18 protein-coding genes are annotated in these 17,018 nt (G+C 68.7%); 6 read left to right on the top strand and 12 right to left on the bottom strand.

Annotated features, from left to right (window positions below):
• Positions 1–138 precede the first annotated feature (138 nt).
• Positions 139–2,343 carry a sensor histidine kinase gene (locus tag LQZ87_RS06445; protein ID WP_230102641.1) on the bottom strand — a complete coding sequence of 735 codons (2,205 nt, stop codon included), beginning with the start codon at positions 2,341–2,343 and terminating at the stop codon, positions 139–141.
• On the bottom strand, positions 2,340–2,987 hold the full coding sequence (locus tag LQZ87_RS06440) for a response regulator transcription factor (RefSeq protein ID WP_230102640.1): 648 nt from the start codon (positions 2,985–2,987) through the stop codon (positions 2,340–2,342). The genes LQZ87_RS06445 and LQZ87_RS06440 overlap by 4 nt, the downstream gene beginning before the upstream one ends.
• 66 nt (positions 2,988–3,053) lie before the next feature.
• On the opposite strand from LQZ87_RS06440, the gene LQZ87_RS06435 reads away from it, so the two are divergent.
• Positions 3,054–3,629 (top strand): HhH-GPD-type base excision DNA repair protein, encoded by a 576-nt coding sequence (locus LQZ87_RS06435; RefSeq protein ID WP_230102639.1) that lies wholly within the window; start codon positions 3,054–3,056, stop codon positions 3,627–3,629.
• The gene (locus tag LQZ87_RS06430) at positions 3,626–4,048 is read left to right on the top strand and encodes a DUF1801 domain-containing protein (RefSeq protein ID WP_230102638.1); all 423 of its coding nucleotides are present in this window, start codon (positions 3,626–3,628) and stop codon (positions 4,046–4,048) included. The genes LQZ87_RS06435 and LQZ87_RS06430 overlap by 4 nt, the downstream gene beginning before the upstream one ends.
• 208 nt (positions 4,049–4,256) lie before the next feature.
• On the opposite strand, the gene LQZ87_RS06425 is transcribed toward LQZ87_RS06430, so the two are convergent.
• The 6 genes from LQZ87_RS06425 to LQZ87_RS06400 all read right to left on the bottom strand — a co-directional run bounded on the left by LQZ87_RS06425 (position 4,257) and on the right by LQZ87_RS06400 (position 8,772).
• Positions 4,257–5,075 (bottom strand): serine hydrolase domain-containing protein, encoded by an 819-nt coding sequence (locus tag LQZ87_RS06425; protein WP_230102637.1) that lies wholly within the window; start codon positions 5,073–5,075, stop codon positions 4,257–4,259.
• Positions 5,076–5,225: 150 nt separating this feature from the next.
• Complete coding sequence (locus tag LQZ87_RS06420) at positions 5,226–6,611, bottom strand: glycine--tRNA ligase (RefSeq protein WP_230102636.1); 1,386 nt, start codon at positions 6,609–6,611, stop codon at positions 5,226–5,228.
• A 101-nt stretch (positions 6,612–6,712) separates the two neighbouring features.
• Positions 6,713–7,123, bottom strand: a complete 411-nt coding sequence (locus LQZ87_RS06415) for a type II toxin-antitoxin system VapC family toxin (protein WP_230102635.1) — start codon at positions 7,121–7,123, stop codon at positions 6,713–6,715.
• Position 7,124: 1 nt separating this feature from the next.
• On the bottom strand, positions 7,125–7,382 hold the full coding sequence (locus tag LQZ87_RS06410) for a ribbon-helix-helix protein, CopG family (RefSeq protein ID WP_230102634.1): 258 nt from the start codon (positions 7,380–7,382) through the stop codon (positions 7,125–7,127).
• Positions 7,383–7,471: 89 nt separating this feature from the next.
• Positions 7,472–8,077, bottom strand: coding sequence for a hypothetical protein (locus LQZ87_RS06405; protein ID WP_230102633.1), 606 nt, complete (start codon positions 8,075–8,077; stop codon positions 7,472–7,474).
• A 5-nt stretch (positions 8,078–8,082) separates the two neighbouring features.
• A complete protein-coding gene (locus LQZ87_RS06400) occupies positions 8,083–8,772 on the bottom strand; it encodes a GNAT family N-acetyltransferase (RefSeq protein WP_230102632.1) in 690 nt (229 codons plus the stop codon).
• 113 nt (positions 8,773–8,885) lie between these two features.
• Here LQZ87_RS06400 and LQZ87_RS06395 point away from each other — a divergent pair, with 113 nt between their 5' ends.
• Positions 8,886–10,271, top strand: coding sequence for an MFS transporter (locus tag LQZ87_RS06395; RefSeq protein WP_290368254.1), 1,386 nt, complete (start codon positions 8,886–8,888; stop codon positions 10,269–10,271).
• A gap of 15 nt (positions 10,272–10,286) precedes the next feature.
• Here LQZ87_RS06395 and LQZ87_RS06390 read toward each other — a convergent pair whose 3' ends face one another.
• Positions 10,287–10,676, bottom strand: a complete 390-nt coding sequence (locus LQZ87_RS06390) for a hypothetical protein (RefSeq protein WP_230102630.1) — start codon at positions 10,674–10,676, stop codon at positions 10,287–10,289.
• 27 nt (positions 10,677–10,703) lie between these two features.
• On the bottom strand, positions 10,704–11,327 hold the full coding sequence (locus tag LQZ87_RS06385) for an NAD(P)-binding domain-containing protein (RefSeq protein ID WP_230102629.1): 624 nt from the start codon (positions 11,325–11,327) through the stop codon (positions 10,704–10,706).
• Between the two features lie 104 nt (positions 11,328–11,431).
• Here LQZ87_RS06385 and LQZ87_RS06380 point away from each other — a divergent pair, with 104 nt between their 5' ends.
• Positions 11,432–11,911, top strand: a complete 480-nt coding sequence (locus LQZ87_RS06380; protein WP_230102628.1) for a MarR family transcriptional regulator — start codon at positions 11,432–11,434, stop codon at positions 11,909–11,911.
• A 13-nt stretch (positions 11,912–11,924) separates the two neighbouring features.
• Here the strand turns inward: LQZ87_RS06380 and LQZ87_RS06375 are convergent, their stop codons facing one another.
• Positions 11,925–13,004 carry a PucR family transcriptional regulator ligand-binding domain-containing protein gene (locus LQZ87_RS06375; RefSeq protein ID WP_230102627.1) on the bottom strand — a complete coding sequence of 360 codons (1,080 nt, stop codon included), beginning with the start codon at positions 13,002–13,004 and terminating at the stop codon, positions 11,925–11,927.
• A gap of 172 nt (positions 13,005–13,176) precedes the next feature.
• Between LQZ87_RS06375 and LQZ87_RS06370 the strand changes: the two genes are divergently transcribed.
• Both LQZ87_RS06370 and LQZ87_RS06365 read left to right on the top strand, forming a co-directional pair.
• Entirely contained in the window at positions 13,177–14,553 is a 1,377-nt protein-coding gene (locus LQZ87_RS06370; RefSeq protein WP_230102626.1) for a cytosine permease, read from the top strand.
• Positions 14,550–16,091 (top strand): amidohydrolase, encoded by a 1,542-nt coding sequence (locus LQZ87_RS06365; RefSeq protein ID WP_230102625.1) that lies wholly within the window; start codon positions 14,550–14,552, stop codon positions 16,089–16,091. Before LQZ87_RS06370 ends, LQZ87_RS06365 begins: the two co-directional genes overlap by 4 nt.
• 39 nt (positions 16,092–16,130) lie before the next feature.
• Here the strand turns inward: LQZ87_RS06365 and LQZ87_RS06360 are convergent, their stop codons facing one another.
• Complete coding sequence (locus LQZ87_RS06360) at positions 16,131–17,015, bottom strand: serine hydrolase (protein ID WP_230102767.1); 885 nt, start codon at positions 17,013–17,015, stop codon at positions 16,131–16,133.
• Positions 17,016–17,018: the final 3 nt, after the last annotated feature.

The following is a 17,018-nucleotide window of genomic DNA, read 5'->3' as shown; positions in this document are numbered from 1 at the left end:
GTGTTTCTTGGTCACCGGCTCGGCCCCGCCCCCAGCAATCGATGCTGACCTGCGTTTCGGGTGTCCCCTGCGGGAACAACGCCAGCCCTCATCGCTGACTACGACGATATAGACCTTTGTCTAGAAGCAGTAGGTCTTTCAGCCACCAAAACGGGTGGACGAGGCATCCGACGATGCCGTGGCAAGCGCATCGCGGCCGGCAGGAAGGATGCGTGCGATGAAGCTTCCGACGGCCCGATCGAGCTCGACCACGAGCCAGCTCCGCAGGCGTTCGAGTCGCTCACCGTCGATCTCGCGGTCGATCACATCGTCGATCAGCACGACGTCGACGCCGCGCGCGCGGGCCCGTGCGGCGGCATCCGCGACCTTAGGGCAGTCGAGGCGTCCGGCTCGATAGCCGTCCCTCAATCGCCCCTCGTGGACGAGGCACTGACGGATCTCCGCATCGGTGAGCGGAGTGCCCTCGGCGATGCGGTTCAGCAGCGGCCCCACCGTCTCATCCAACCGTGCGACCTTCTCGCGCGCACGCGCCGTCACTTCAGCGAGCCAGGCTCGATCGCTGCTCGCACGGAGCGCAGAGGCCCTGTCGCGGTCGAGGTGACGACCGAGCACATACACCGAGACCGCGAGCGCAGCGGCCGCCGCCACGATCACCACGGCCCGCGCGGCCCCCGCGCGGGCCTCCGGATAGGGGCCGGGCACGGTGGAGAGGACCATGAGCACCGTGATCGGAACGAGCAGCGCGAGGGCAGCGACGGGGCGCCCGCGAAAGCACAGCATCCCGAGAACGAGCGAAGCACCCACGAACGGCCACATGCCGGCGAACGTGGGGGCCGTCGCGGTGTCCGGGACGGCGACCCCGGCGAACATCGTGCAGACGGCGGCGACGGCGAGTGCGGAGGTGATGACGACGATCGCGTTTCCCGCGCGTCCCGCGCGCCACGACAGGATCATGAACGCCGCGGCGAGAGCCACGCCTGCGGCGACCGCTGGGATCGGTTGGCGGAGCCAGGTGAACGAATACACGGCGAGCAGGATGGGACCGGCGGCCAGAAGCGCACCGGCCAGACGCATGTCTCTGGCGCCCAACAAACCCATCGGCGCCGCCTCGACGGGTCGCGTGCTCGGCGCCGGCCGCCACCGGGCATCGACCACGACGCCCGTTCCCGGCGAGGAACGCACGTCGGCTCTGCCGCCGACGGCTCGCAGCCGTGCCAGGATGCTGACCGCGATTCCGAGCCGGCCGGGAGCGACCGCATCGCGATCGAACCCCGGCCCGTCGTCGCTGACCTCGACCCGGATGCCGTCTCCGATCCGCGTCAGCGTCACGTTGCTCTCGCTGTCGGGGGCGTGCGCCCTGGTGTTGATCAGCGCCTGCCTCGCGGCACCCGTCATCGCTGCGGCGACATCGGCCGGGACGTCGGTGGTCGCTCGTCCATCCAGAGTCGAGGCGTCGGTGAAGTGCGCACCGTGTACTCGGGCGAGTTCCTGCAGCCCTCCGCGGAACGCGGCGGCGCCGACAGCCTCGGTCGGGGGGCTAGCCAACGCGTTCAGTGCCTCCCGAGCGCGACGGGCCTGAAAGGCGAGCACCGGCAGCATCTCGGGAGTCGCACGAGCAGCGAATCCGAGCGTCGCCAGCACCTCATCGTGAACGAGCGCCTGAGCTCGTGCGTCCACCGTTCGGCGCGCTGCGAGCTCAGCCTCGCGGGCCGCCGCGTCGCGGGCGATGGCGGCCGTGGCATCCGCTCGCTGGGCCCGGGCGAGCGTTCCCCCGGCGAGCGCGCCCAGCAGCACGGCCGTGGCGAATGCCTGCACGTTGTTGGCGGTCGCGTTCGCCGAGAAGTCCGCCATCGCGAAGCGCAGCAATGGGATGAACGCTCCGAGGGCGCCGAGGACAATCCATCCGCCCGCCTGCCCCCAGGCGATGACACCGGCGAGAACAGGAATCGAGATCACCGTGAGCAGCCAGAGGAGCTGCCCGCTGGGGGCCGCGCCGCTCAGGGCGAGGACCGGCCAGGCGAGCGCGACGAGAGCGAGGTATGCAGAGCAGACGACACCGTTGAGCACGGCGATCGTGCGGCGACTGCTCACCTGGGCCAGCAGTGCGACGACGACGACGAGAGCATAGACCGCGGCGATGATCGCCTGGAAGAACGGCGGGTACGACGCCGGATTCTGCTGGACGACCACGGTGAGCACGCCGAGCGCCGCCGCTGCGGCGAGCGCACCGTTGACCGCTGTCAGCAGGCGCGCCGCGAGCAGTTCGTGACGATCCGTCGGCGCGGAATCCGCCGAGTCGGGGTCGGTCTCGGACTCCTCGGAGACGTCGCCGGCCCCGATCATGGCCGCCCGGGCATGGGCAGGTATCCGTCTTCGACGCCCCGACGGTACAACTCGACCTTGGTGGGCGCCGCGCGACCGAGGCGCTGGTACACGACCTTGATGCGCTTGAGGTGGTCGTTGACGGTGTTCTCGCTGATCCCGAGCTGCGCCGCGACCTGCTTCGCCCCGATGCCGGAGGCGTACAGGGCGAGGACATCGCGTTCGCGGTCGGTCAGAGGAGCGCTCTCGAGTTCGGGGTCGGCGTCGACCGTCACGGCCCACTCCGCGTCGACGAGCGGCTCACCCCGGGCTGCTCGCTCGATCGCCGAGAGGATCGCGGCCGGTGGGGCGGACTTTCGGACGACGCCGAGCGCTGCCGTGCGCAGAGCAGCTCTGACGAGGAACCGATCCTCCCCCGAGGTGAGCACGAGCACTTGAGAACCGCGCTCCTGCAGCCACTGCACGTTCTCGGCCGGCGTTGTCCCGTCGCGCAGCATGAGGTCGAGCACGACGAGATCGGGATGCAGATCCGCCTGCCTGAGGGCGGCGACCGAAGGCACAGTTCCGAGGAACACCAGGTCGCGCGAGCTCTCGATGAGCGGGCCGATGGCGAGACCGACGAGCGCATGGTCGTCGACGATCGCAACGCTGAAGGTGGCCCTCATGGTTCAAACATAGGACAGCGGCGAACCACTGGCATGGTCTGGTGCTCCGAGTGCCAGACTGGAGGTATGGCCCTGCACATCACCGGCGACCCGGCAGCCGACGAACTCTTGACCGACAACCCGCTCGCCCTCCTGGTCGGGATGCTGCTGGATCAGCAGGTTCCGATGGAGACGGCGTTCGCCGGTCCGCTCAAGATCGAGCAGCGCACCGGGGCAGCGGATGCCACGGCGATCGCCGCCATGGATCCGGAGAAGTTCCTCGAGGCGTTCAAGCAGACCCCCTCGGTGCATCGATTCCCCGGCTCGATGGCCGCCCGCGTTCAGACGCTGTGCCAGGAGCTCGTCGACTCGTGGGGCGGCGATGCCGCAGCGCTCTGGACGACGGGCGATCCCGATGGGCTGGAGGTGCTCCGCCGGCTCAAGGCTCTCCCCGGCTTCGGCGAGCAGAAGGCGAAGATCTTCCTGGCGCTGCTGGGCAAGCAGTACGGCTTCACGGGTGACGGCTGGCGTGAGGCATCCGCCCCCTACGGCGACGATGGCGCGTATCGCAGCGTCGCCGACATCGTCTCGCCGGAGTCGCTGACCAAGGTGCGCGAGCACAAGAGGGCGATGAAGGCCGCAGCGAAGACCGCGAAGCCATGAAGAAGACCGGAGGCAGCGTCGGAGCCTTCATCGCCGACGTGACGCCGGCCGCGAGGCGACGGGATGCCGAGACGCTCACAGCTCTGCTGCAGGAGATCTCCGGCCGCGAACCGGAACTGTGGGGCACCATCATCGGCTTCGGCAGCTGCCACTACCGCTACCCCACCGGCAATGAGGGCGACATGCCCGTGCTCGCGTTCGCCCCGCGCAAGGGCGCGTCGACGCTGTACCTCGACAGCACCGACCGGCACAGTGAGGCGCTCGCGAACCTCGGTCCGCACACCGTCGGCGCCGGGTGCCTCTACATCAAGGATCTCGAGAAGGTCGACCTCGACGTTCTGCGTCCTGTCCTCGAGGATGTGCTGGCGTGGACAGAGGGCGGCGGGGACGACTACGCCCGCATCACCGTCCAGGACTGAGCGCGGCATCGGCTCGTCGAGCCCCCGTCTTGGCGCCGAGCCCCCGTGTCTTGCCGTCGAGGCCCCGTGTCTTGCCGTCGAGGCCCCGTGTCTTGGCGCCGAGCCCCCGTGTCTTGGCGCCGAGCCCCCGTCTTGCAATCGAGCCCCCGTCTTACGTTCGTGCGCACGACGGGGGCTCGATACGAAGACGGGGTCTCGATGCCGGGCATCAGCGGCTGCCGTAGCGCGTGACGATCTCCTCGGTCAGCGACGGCCAGATCCGCTTGTGATCCTCGCCGAAGGCGACCCCCGAGAGGAAAGCCGCGGCGAGATCGCGAGTGCGGTCGATGAACAGGAAGCTCCCCTGCCCGCCGAAGTGCCCGGCCGTCTCCGGCGGGAACGAGTCGGCGAGCCAGTGCGGGCTCTTCGTGCCCTTGAGCTCGAACCCCAGCCCCCACTGGTTGTCGTCGAACGAGCCGTAGCCGGGGACGACACCGCGAAGACCCGGCTGCGAGACCATGAGCGCGAGGTCGCGCAGCTCAGCCGGGATGAGCGTCGGTCGGAGCACCTCGCGTCCGAAGATCAGCAGGTCGTCGATCGAGGCCCGGTACCCGGCGGAGGGACGCCCGGTCAGCTCGATGTCCCGCATGCCCAGAGGACCGGCGACTTCGCGCGCCATCCACTGGTCGAAGGGCATGCCCGCAGCGGCGGCGACGTGCGCCCCGACCGCATCGAATCCGGCGTTCGAGTAGATGCGGCGCGTGCCTGGCGCAGCCTGCGTCTGCTCGCCCTCGAACGGCAGCCCGCTGGTGTGGTCGAGCAGATTGAGCAGTGTTGAGCCTTCGGGACCCGCCGGTTCATCGAGATCGACGAGTTCGCACTCGACGGCGATCAGCACTCCCCAGGCCGACAGCGGTTTCGACACCGAAGCCAGCGCGAGCACGGCGTGCGGGTCGCCCTGCACAGCGATGGGCTGCTCGGGGCCGGTCACCCCCACCAGAGCGGTGTGCGGGAAGCCGTCGGTCGCGGTGAAAGTCGTCGTCTCCACCCTGCCATCGTCCCATGGAGCGGCGGGACGCAGCATCCTCCCCCATGTCTCCGCACGTCGAGGCCCCGTCTTGCCACCGATGCCCCGTCTTGCGTGCGCGGATAAGACGGGGTCTCGGCGCGAAGACGGGGCCTCGGCGCGAACATGGGGTCAGGCGCCCTTCAGACGCTCCGCGAGGTAGTCGTTCAGCTCAGCGACGGAGACCCGCTCCTGCGCCATGGTGTCGCGGTCGCGCACGGTCACCGCGTTGTCGTCGAGCGAGTCGAAGTCGACCGTGACGCAGAACGGGGTGCCGATCTCGTCCTGACGGCGGTAGCGGCGTCCGATCGCTCCGGCGTCGTCGAAGTCGATCGCCCAGCGTCCGCGCAGCGAGTCGGCGACCTCGCGCGCCAGCGGCGAGAGACGCTCGTTGCGCGACAGCGGAAGAACAGCGACCTTGACCGGCGCGAGACGCGGGTCGAGCTTGAGTACCGTGCGAGTGTCGGTGCCGCCCTTGGCGTTGGGCACCTCCTCCTCGACGTAGGAGTCGACGAGGAACGCCATCATCGAACGGGTCAGGCCGAACGACGGCTCGATCACGTACGGCGTGTACCGCTCACCGGATGCCTGGTCGAAGTACGTCAGGCTCTGACCGGATGCCTCGGAGTGGCTCGACAGGTCGTAGTCGGTGCGGTTGGCGACACCCATGAGCTCGCCCCACTCCTTGCCGGGGAAGCCGAACCGGTACTCGAAGTCGATGGTTCCGGCCGAGTAGTGCGCCCGCTCGTCCTCCGGCACGTCGAAGCGACGCATGTTGTCGGTGTTGATGCCGAGGTCCTCGAACCAGGCCCAGCATGCCTCGACCCAGTGCTCGAACCACTCCTGCGCCTCGGCGGGCGGAACGAAGTACTCGATCTCCATCTGCTCGAACTCGCGGGTGCGGAAGATGAAGTTACCGGGCGTGATCTCGTTGCGGAACGCCTTGCCGACCTGGCCGATGCCGAACGGCGGCTTCTTGCGGCTCGCGGTGAGCACGTTCGAGAAGTTCACGAAGATGCCCTGAGCGGTCTCGGGGCGCAGGAAGTAGAGGCCCGACTCGTCATCGACGACGCCGAGGTAGGTCTTCACGAGACCCGAGAACGCCTTCGGCTCGGTGTACTGGCCCTTGTTGCCGCAGTTCGGGCAGGGCACGTCGGCGAGGCCGTTCTCGGCCTTGCGGCCCTTGCGCGCCTCGAAGTCCTCGATGAGATTGTCGGCGCGGAAGCGCTTGTGGCAGTTCAGACACTCGACGAGCGGGTCGGTGAAGGTCGCGACGTGGCCGGAGGCCTCCCACACGCGCTTGGGGAGGATGATGCTGGAGTCGAGGCCCACCATGTCGCCGCGTCCGCGAACGAAGGTCTGCCACCACTGCCGACGGATGTTCTCCTTCAGCTCGGTGCCGAGGGGGCCGTAGTCCCACGCAGAGCGCGAACCGCCGTAGATCTCACCTGCTTGGAACACGAACCCGCGGTGGCGGGCGAGGCTGATGACCTTATCGAGGCGGGACTGTTCGGCCATGGTGGCTCCAATGGTCGGATGCGGCGGGGAATGCGCCCAGGAACATGGGCATTCCAATCCTATCCGCGCCCCTGCTGTCGATCAGCCCCACGTGAGGGAGGTCAGGACGGCATCCGCGCGACGATCCCCATCTCCTCGGATGCCGCGGCGAGACGATCGTCGTACGTCCAGACCTCGCCGGCACCGACCGCGATCGCCGTGGCGAGATGGATCGCGTCGAGCGATCGGAGAGCCGGGGGCCCGATGACTCGGGCACTCTCGACGATCGGAGACGACATGGGCGCGAACGCGATGTCTCCGGTCGCCAGCTCGAACGCCGACGTCAATCGATCGCGGGGCTCGAAGTCGAGACGCCGACGGATGCCGCGCGCCAACTCGACCCGCGTCAAGGTCGAGGAGATCAGCCGATCGCCGTCGGCCACCGCTTGGTCTATCGCTCGCCCGAGCGCGTCGGATTCGTTCTCTTCGAACACCCGCTTGAGCACCGCGCTCGTGTCGACGTAGATCAGCACGTCAGATGCGGTCTTCCCGATCGAGGAGGTCGGCCGTCGTCATGCCCTTCGGAAGATGAAGAATCGGCTTGACCGACCGATAAGGGCGTTCCGGTGGTGTCACCCAGTCGGGGTACGGCGTCGGTCGTGCGGAACCGGCGAGCCCGAGATGCTCGTCGACGGCCAGCCTCAGGATCTCCTGCTGGCTGCGCCCCGTGCGCTCCGACTCGGCGCGCAGCGCCGCTGCCGCGTCGTCCCTCAATCGAAGGTTCATCGCCATGGTCCCGATGGTACCAGTCACCGCACTGATTGGTACCACTGTGGCGTTTCGTCTCGCCTTCTACTCCCTCGATGACCCGGAGCGGACGCTCAGCGGTGCGGAAACGCCACGCCTCCGCCTGCCGCAAGCGACTCGGCGACGATGCGAACGTGCTCCTGGGCCATCTCCTGCGGCATGGGCGGGAGCACGTCATCCCAGAAGGCGAGCGCCGCTCCGCGCCCCTGCATCATGCCGGCCGGGCGGGCAAGCGCCCACATGTGGAGATGGGCGGAGCCGTCGTTCCAGCGACCGAAGTGGCAACGCGCAACGCCGGGGATGGTCTTCACGGCCTCGGACATCCGCTGCATGAGAGGACCGAGCGCTGCGAGCACGTCGATCGGAGCGTCCTCGAGCAGCCAATGCTCTCGAGGCGAGAGCGCCGCGATGAACGGCAGCCCGCTCGGCTCCGGAGAGGCGTAGACCTGCCACAGGTCGTCGTGCCAGATCGTGTTCTCCGAGGGTGCGCACGGTCCGCACGTGGATCGATCGATCTCGCCGCCGCGTGGATTCTCGGGCACAAGCATCGGTTCGAGCGGTCGCATCCTGATCTCGTCGAACGCCCAGGGCAGACCCTCGGTCAGCGCCGAGGCATCCAGCCGCTCACCGATCGGCAGCCGGGAGTGGAACGGAGACTCTGCTGGTGTCTGCCCGCTCATCGCGCTCATTCGGTGAACAGGTAGCCGCGCTCGACGTCGAATCCGGCGATACGCAGCCCGCGACCGAGCAGCTGCTCCATCTCGCCGCGCAGACGCGTGCGCCACTCGTGCGCGGCATCCGGATCGGATGCGCGCATGGCCTCGACGTCGGACGGGATCTCGAGCGTCTCGACGACGGCGTCAGGCGCCGGAGGCTTGGCGATGTCGGCGAGGGCCCACTCGACATCCAGCCGGTCGCTCTCGTCGCCGGCATCCCCGCCGCCGAAGATGCCGTAGTTGTTCACCGAGTACCCGGTGACGCGGGCGCCCAGCACAGTGAGGAAGAAGTGGGCGTTGCGTGCCACGAGCGGGTCGAACGTCCACGTGATGCCGCCGACGTCTCGAGAGAACGCCCACTGGCGCTGGTGCTCCTTGAGCTCGCGCCCCCAGCCGCGGCCGCGATAGTCGGGCAGCAGAGCGGTGATGTGCGAGTGCATCCGGCGCCGAGCCGGCACGCCGAAGAAGGCGATGGATGCACCGACCATCCGCTCCTGGCCGCCCTCGTCGTCGAACAGGCCGACCACGTAGTTGCCAGACTGCTGCAGCGCGCGCAGCGTACCGGCGTCGATGACGCGCTCTGGTCCGCGGATCGAATCCAGCAGGCTCTGCGCGTCGATGATCAGTTCAACGGTGTCGAGGTCACGGATGGTTCGCACGCACCCAGTCTGCCCCCTCTGCGTCCTTCTGCGGAATCCACCGCTAGCCTGGACAGGTGGGAGACAGCGACGATAGAGCCAGGAAACGCCTCTCGCGAACCCCCAACCGGGCTCTGACCGTCGCCGTCCTCGCTTTCGCCGGACTCGCGTCGTCGTTCATGTTCACGCTCGTCGTGCCTCTTCAGGCCGAGCTGCCCATGCTGTTGAACGCATCCCGCGAGGACACCACCTGGGTCGTCACGATCACGCTGCTCGTGGCGGCGATCGCCACCCCGATCTCCGGTCGCCTCGGCGACATGTACGGCAAGCGCCGCGTCGTCGTCGTGCTGATGATCATGCTCATCATCGGTTCCGTCATCGCGGCGCTCTCCGGGTCGATCGTCGGCGTGATCATCGGACGCGCGCTGCAGGGCGGTGTCACCGGCGTGATCCCGCTCGGCATCGCGATCATGCGCGACATCCTTCCCCCGAAGCACCTCGGCACCGCCGTGGCGCTCATGAGCGCGACGATGGGCGTGGGCGGCGCTCTCGGGATGCCGCTGGCGGCCTATCTGGCCCTGAACGCCGACTGGCACTCGCTGTTCTGGCTCGCCGCCGGACTCGGCGTCGCCGGGCTGGTGCTGGTCTATCTGTTCGTGCCGGAGGACGTGCTGCTCTCCCCCGGTCGCCTCGACGTGATCGGCGCGATCGGTCTGGCGATCGGCCTGACGGGCCTGCTGCTCTACGTCTCGCGCGGGGCCCAGTGGGGCTGGACGTCGCCGGTCGGCCTGAGCCTGGTGATCGGCGGTGTGCTCATGCTGCTGCTGTGGGGCTGGTATCAGCTGCGGACGAAGGATCCTCTGCTCGATCTGCGCGTGGCTGCCCGCCCCGCGGTGCTCCTGACGAACATCGCAGCCATCGGCATGGGCTTCGCTCTGTTCTCGTCCAACGTCACGTTCCCGCAGATGCTCGAGCTGCCCGTCGAGACGGGATCAGGCTTCGGGCTCGACATGATCACGGCGGCCTTCATCGTGATGCCCGCCGGGCTCGTCATGATGGTGATCTCGCCGCTGTCCGGCTGGCTGGAGCGCACGATCGGCCCGCGGCCGCTGTTCACCGCCGGCTCGGCCGCCATCGTCCTGGCTTACGGCTACGTGCTGATCTGGTCATCGGAGTGGATCCACATCCTCATCGCCAACGCGATCATCGGGGTTGGCATCGGGTTCACGTTCGCTGCGATGCCGATGATCATCATGCGCTCGGTGCCATCCAACGAGACGGGAGCGTCGAACGGCCTCAACGCCCTGTTCCGCTCGGTGGGAACCTCGAGCGCCTCTGCCGTCATGGGCGGCGTGCTCGCCGCGATGAGCATCGACGTCGACGGTGTTGCCGTGCCCACTCACGAAGCGTTCGAGATGTGCTTCTGGCTGGCGATCATCGCCGGCATCATCGCTCTGGTGCTGTCGCTGTTCATCCCGAAGATCCGGCCCCTCGAACGGCACCCTTCACTTCCGAGCTGAGGACTCCGGTCCGGGTCAGCCGAACGTGTAGCCGTCGGGGTCGCCGGGCTGCGGCGGACGCAGGCGGTCGGGGAGCGGCCAGGGCAGCACGATCGGCTCGGATGCCGGGCGCGCGACGTCGCCGTAGTCCTCGGTCTTCACGACGATGCGGCCGGGGATGCCGTCATGATCCGGTGTGACCTCGACGATGCGCACCCGTACAGGACGGCCTTCGTCCTCGAGCATCCACGGCTCGGCGAGCCACGCGAGGCCGTGCGATTCCAGTGCCTCCTCGGCGACGAGCCAGTCGACGGCATCCGACACCGTACGGCCGAAGACGTCCACGGCCACCCAGGCGTCGCCCGACGGGTGGATCCAGCCGAGCAGCTCGCCGTCGTCGCGGCGGTGCGGGGTCCAGTCGTCCATCCGACGAGGGTACCCCGCACCACGCGATCAGGCGCGGACGGCGTACCCGCCGGTCCAGCCGATCTGCTCGCGCACGGCGAGCACCATCTGCAGGAAGCCGAGGGCCTCGAGCTCACGTGCGCGCTTGAGCGCACCCGCATCCGCGACCTTCAGGCCCGCTGCGGTGATGACGCCGGCGAGAAGGTTCTTCGCGGACTCGTCGTCACCGGCGATCTGCACGACGGTCGGCTCGCCGCCGAGCTCGCCGGCCGCCAGGGTCGCGGCGAAGTTGGTGTTGAAGGCCTTCACGACCTTCGCGCCGGGGATCAGCGCGGCGAGCTCGCCCGCGGCCGAGGAGTCGGCCGGCACGACGAGTCCGTCGAACGTGGCGAAGTCGACGGGGTTGGTGATGTCGACGACGACCTTGTTGGCGAGCTGGTCGCCGTAGGTCTCCGCGAGCTCGGCCAGTGCCGGGTGCGGCACGGCGAGGACGACGATCTCACCCGAGATCGCGTCGCCGACGACGCCGGCGGTCGCACCGACGGATGCTGCGGCCGTACCGGCCTTCTCGAGGTCGCGCGCGAGGATCTGCACGCTCGCTCCGCCCTTCGCGGCGATGCCGGCGATGGCCTGGCCCATGTTTCCGGTTCCGATGACGGTGATCGCAGTCATGGTGATGCCTTTCGTCTGTTGTTCCGCCGTCGCATTTACTTGCTTCGGCAACTACATGTCGAAACGCCCTTGTCTCGGCAACTATTCCCGACAGAATGGAGAACATGGCCGCATCGCTCCCCCGGATGACCCCGCAGCAGTCCCGAGCATGGCTCGCACTCATCAGCACCGCCGAACTGCTCCCCGCGGCTCTGGACGCTCAGCTGCAACGCGACGCGTCACTGACCCACTACGAGTTCATGCTGCTGAGCGTCCTGCAGCGCGCCGGATCGGTGCGGCTGAGCGACCTCGCCGCAGCGACGAATGCGACGCTCCCCCGGGCCTCGAAGGTCGTCAGCCGGCTGGAGCAGCGCGGGCTCGTCAAGCGCGAGGAGAGCGAGCAGGATCGACGCAGCATCCTGCTCGAACTCACGAAGCAGGGTCGGCGCCAGCTCGTCCTCGCGACACCTGACCACTTCGCCACAGTGCACCGACTGGTGCTCGACCAGCTCACCCCCGAGCAGCTCGATCATCTCGCCGATGCCCTCGAGCCCGTGCTCGAGGCACTGGACCCCCACCAGCGGTTCGGGGTGCCAGGGCGCTGACGGAGCGGCTCGTTCACGTGCCGCCGAGGATGGCGACGAGGAACGCCGCGCGATCGAGGGCGTTGAGCGGGTTCAGCCCGGTGATCTCCTCGATGCGTGCGGCGCGCTTGCGGAGGGTGTTCTCGTGGATGAACAGATCGGCTGAGGCCGCCTGCACCGCGCCGTCCCTCCGGCAGAGAGCCTCGGCCGTCTGCAGCAGCTGTGTGCGGTGACGCGCGTCGTACCGGCGCAGCGGCGTGATCACGTGCTCCGTGAACGGAGCGATCTGGTCGGGCGTGAGTCGGTGCACCAGGCCCTCCCACGTGGCGAGGTCGCGCGGACCGGCCGGTCGCCGCAGCCGGGGTGCGATGGCGGCAGCGGCGAACGCCTCCCGAAGCGCGATCGCGATGCGTTCCTGCACGATCGGACCGCTCCAGCCGAACACGGCATCGATGTCGTGCGGCGCGGAGAGCAGTCCGCCGATGGTCCCCGGCACGATCGCGACCGTGTCCGCGCCGACCGTGCCGACGACGGAGCCTTCGGGGAGCGGCAGGCGGATAGCGCTGGGCGCGACGACGATATGCACAGCATCCGCGTCGTCGAGTTCAGCGCCGAGGACGACGGCGCTGGCCTGCCCGCGGCGCACCATGTCGATGATCGCCCCGACACGGGCGCGCTCGCGAGCCTCCTGCTCCTGCCGGTGCTGCTCGGCCGCCAGGCGATGCGTGATCTCGACGAACGCGACATCGGCGGGGATCCGCAGCACCGCGACACCCAGGGCGTTCGCCGTCCGGATGATCGGCGCCGGCACCTCATCGGTCACAACGCCGAGGGCGAAGCCGATCGCTGACGCCCCGGCGCCGCAGACGGCCGCCACGAACCTGCGCTGCGCTTCGACTTCAGTCATCGAGATCCCCGAGGTCAGCACGAGCTCGCCGCCGCGCAGGTACGGGCTCGGGTCGAGCAGGTCCGACGGCAGCGACCAGCGGATCACGCGATCGAGGCCGACCGGCCGTCCGGCGAGCTCCATCGGCGGCCCGTCCCACGCGAGCAGGTCCGCGACGCGGACGTCGCCGACCAGCGCATCCGTGTCTTCCCGTCTCCGCCCGACCATCACCCGACGATAAGGCGGCCGTGTTTCGCCATCGTTTCCCCGAGATTGCCGGAGGTGTGCTCTCCCCCACCTCCGGATGCCCGGACGGGTGATCTCCTCCACACAATCCCCTCCTGCAACAGCGGCGAAACATTCGAGGACTGCAATGAGCGGTGACCGAAAGGAATGCGCCATGACCACCACATCCGCACCTCCCGCCACACCCGCAGTCCCGCCCGCCGCCGAGCGCGTCGACAAGGACTATCCGCTCTCACGCGTCCCCGCACACTCTCGACAGGGCTGGTTCGGTGTCCTCGTCGTCGTCGGCGGGTTCGTCTTCTTCACCCCGACGATGGTCACCGGCGGACAGGTCGCCGGTGCGTTCGGCTTCGCCCCGTTCCTGCTGCTGTGCGCCGTCGCGACCGCCGTCCTCGGCCTCTACATCTCCACCCTCGGCGCGGCGAGCGCCCGCACCGGCCTGTCCACGGTCCTCATCTCGCGCCTCACCCTCGGCCGGGTCGGCGGCAAGTGGGCCTCGATCGTCCTCGGCGGCACCCAGATCGGTTGGTACGGGATCACGGTCGGCATCTTCGCGAACCTCCTCGCATCCGCCCTCGGCTGGTCGGAATCGTGGCCGCTCGCGATCTTCGGCGGCCTCCTCATGGCGACCACCTCATACTGGGGGTTCAAGGGCATCGAAGTGCTCTCGTGGGTGTCGGTGCCGCTCATGTTCGCCCTGTGCATTTGGATCACCGCGCTCTCCCTCGACGAGGTCGGCGGCATCGGTGGACTATTCGCGACGAGCGGCGACAGCTCGATCACCCCCGGCATGGCGATCACCATGATGATCGGAACGTTCATCTCCGGCGGAACGCAGATCGGCAACTGGACCCGCTTCGCCCGCAGTGCGCGCACCGCTTTCCTGGTCTGCCTGGGTGCACTCCTGGTCGTCGAGACCGCGATGCTCGTGTTCGGCGGCATCGGCGCGATCGCGTTCGACGAGGCCGACTTCACCACGCTGCTGTTCACGATGGGTCTTGCCGGCCTCGGCGTCTTCATGCTCACGTTCAACCTCTGGACCACCAACGACAACGCGGCCTACGCGTTCGGCGTCGCAGGGTCCGAGCTGTTCGGCAAGGCCGACAAGCGCCCCTTCATCATCGGCGGCGTCATCATCGGCATCGCCCTCGCGGTCAGCGGCCTAGCCGACTCGATGACCATGTTCCTCGTCACCCTCGGCACGGTGATCCCGCCGCTGGGCGGGGTCATCATCGGCACGTTCCTGTTCGTCTGGCGGCGCCGCGACCCGGGGACAGACCTCGACAGCGTACCGGGGTTCGTCTGGCCCGGCGTCATCGCCTACCTGCTGGGCACGGCTGCAGCCGGGTTCGGCTCCATCACCGGACTCGGCAGCCCGGCCATCCAGGGCGTCCTCGTCGCAGTGATCGCCGCCCCGATCTGCCACTGGGTCGCCCGCAGCACTCGCCGGGCCGCGGCCGCGGCATCCCTCGCAGCACCGGCGCCGGACGCCGCGCAGCACACGGACGCACAGAACGGAGCAGGCGAATGACCGCCACCCTGATCCGCAACGCGGATGTCATCACCATGGACGCGAGCATGCACGCGACGCCGGTGCGGCGTGACCTGCGCATCGCGGACGGATGCTTCACCGAGATCGGCACGAACCTCGAAGCGCGACCGGGCGAGACCGTGATCGACGGCACGGGAATGCTCGTCACCCCGGGTTTCGTCAACGCGCACACCCACTCGTGGGAGTACCTCTACAAGGGCCGCTACGACAACATGCCGCTGGAGCTGTGGATGGCGTACGCCTACCCCATCCTCGGCGGCAGCCCCACCCCGCCGGATCTCATCCGGCTGCGCACGCTCATGTTCGCGATGGAGTCGATGAAGTCGGGCGTGACCACGCTCGTCGACGATGTGCTCGAGACGCCGGGGCAGGACCTCGACCAGCTCGCGGCCGTCGCCGGCGCGTACAGCGACATCGGGATCCGGGCCAATGTCTCCGGCCACATCATCAACCGGCCGTTCGTCGACACCTTGCCGTTCGTCGCTGATTGGCTGCCCGAGGAGGTCGTCCGCCAGGTGCGGCAGGCGCCGACGCTCACCGCGGCGGAGTACCTCGACTACTCCCGCGATGCCTTCCGCAGGCATCACGGATCGGCAGGCGGACGCATCCGATACATGCTGGCGCCGTCCGGTCCGCAGCGCTGCACCGACGACCTGCTCGCGGGAGCGGCATCCCTGTCCGCGGAGTTCGACGCCGAGGTGCACATCCACGTGCTCGAGACGAAGACGCAGGCGGTGACCGGAGATGAGCTCTACGGCGGACGCACGCTCGTGCAGCACCTCGACGAGATCGGCGCCCTGAACCCGCGCACGACGTTCGCTCACGGCATCTGGGTCACGGGCGACGACATCGAGCGGATCGCACGGTCGGGCGTCTCCGTCTCGCACAATGCGATCTCGAACCTCAAGCTCGGGTCCGGCATCCTGCCCTGGCGCGCCTACCAGGACGCCGGCGTGAACCTCGGCCTCGGCACGGACGGATGCTCCTCGAGCGACACGCCGCGCCTCATGGAGGTCATGAAGACCGCGGCTCTCCTGCACAAGGCCACCGAACCGGACTTCGAGCGCTGGCCGACCGTGCCCGAGGTGCTGGACGCCGCGACCATCGGCGGCGCCCGCAGCGGGGTGCTGGACCAGACGATCGGCTCCATCGAAGTCGGCAAGCGCGCCGACCTCGTCATGTTCGACACGACGACCCTGGCGTTCCTGCCCACCAATCGCCTCGAGAACCACCTCGTATACAGCGAGAACGGATCGTCGATCGTGCGTGTCATGGTCGACGGGGTCGTCACGGTCGAGCACGGCCGGCTCACTCTGGTCGACGAGGACGCGGTCTTGGCCGCATTCCGCGAGATCATGCCGAGGATCCGGGAAGAGCAGGATCGCCTGGATGCCGTGAACGAGGTCTTCGCACCGGCCTTCGCTCGGATGCACATGGAGTCGGCCCGGCGGCAGATGCCGGTCAACCGCTGGACCGGCGACGAGCGGACCTGGGTGGGCGCGCACGCGCACGCCTGATCGCTCGATCCGGAGCCCCGTCCGATCACGGGCGGGGCTTCAGTGCGCGTACTCCATCAGCTCGACGCCGAGCACCCGGAACGCATCGTGCGCGCGCAGCCGATGCGCGATCGACAGGTCGTCGAAGCCGACGATCATCGCGTAGGCGACGCCGGAACGGGGGCCGGCAAGAACACCGGCCTCGGCACGAACGCCCCGGTCGCGCCCCGTCTTGTTGATGAACAGCAGTCCGTGCGCGTCGTGATCGTGCGCGAACGGGTCGAGACCCGTGGATGCCGCCACCAGACTCAGATCGTGATTGAGGCTCAGCCACTCCGCGACCTGCGCGCTGACCGCTGCGTCCACGGCCGTCGAGTTCACGAGTGCGGAGAAGAGGTTCGCCAGTTCCCGCGTCGTGCCGACCGCGACATGAGGGGCGTCGTCCGGCCCTCGAACGTCACGAAATCTATCGAGCACAGCCGTCCGCTCGAGTCCGAGCGACTCGATCCGGTCGCGAACCCGGTGGTGGCCGACCTGGTCGAGCAGGATGTTCACGGCCAACGGGTCGCCTGCCGTCGCCGCGAGCACGGCGAGATCGACGAGCGGCAGCGCCGGGGCGCGCAGACTGCGCCACAGCCCTGACCCCGTCACATCGTCCGTCTCCGAGCGATCCACGATCTCGAGGGGATCCAGCGTCCCCGCCTCGAACCGCGCGGCGACCTCGATCAGCAACGGCACCACGCCGAGCCCGGCAATCGGCAGGGTGACGTGATCGTCGCCGGCGAGCACCTGCGTCCCGGTGTCGAGATCCATGACGTGCACCGATACCTGGGCACCGGCATCCGCCAGCTCCTCAAGCGCGCGCGTCGTCGCGGCGAACGATCGCCGACCGATGGCCGCGCGGCGCGGCAGACGTCGGGTGCTGCGTTGTGACCGACGCAGCATCGC

This window comes from Microbacterium sp. Bi121, assembly GCF_918698005.1.
Classification (GTDB): Bacteria; Actinomycetota; Actinomycetes; order Actinomycetales; family Microbacteriaceae; genus Microbacterium.
Note: the sequence above shows the minus strand (reverse complement) of the source record. Positions and strands in the feature narration are given on the sequence as shown.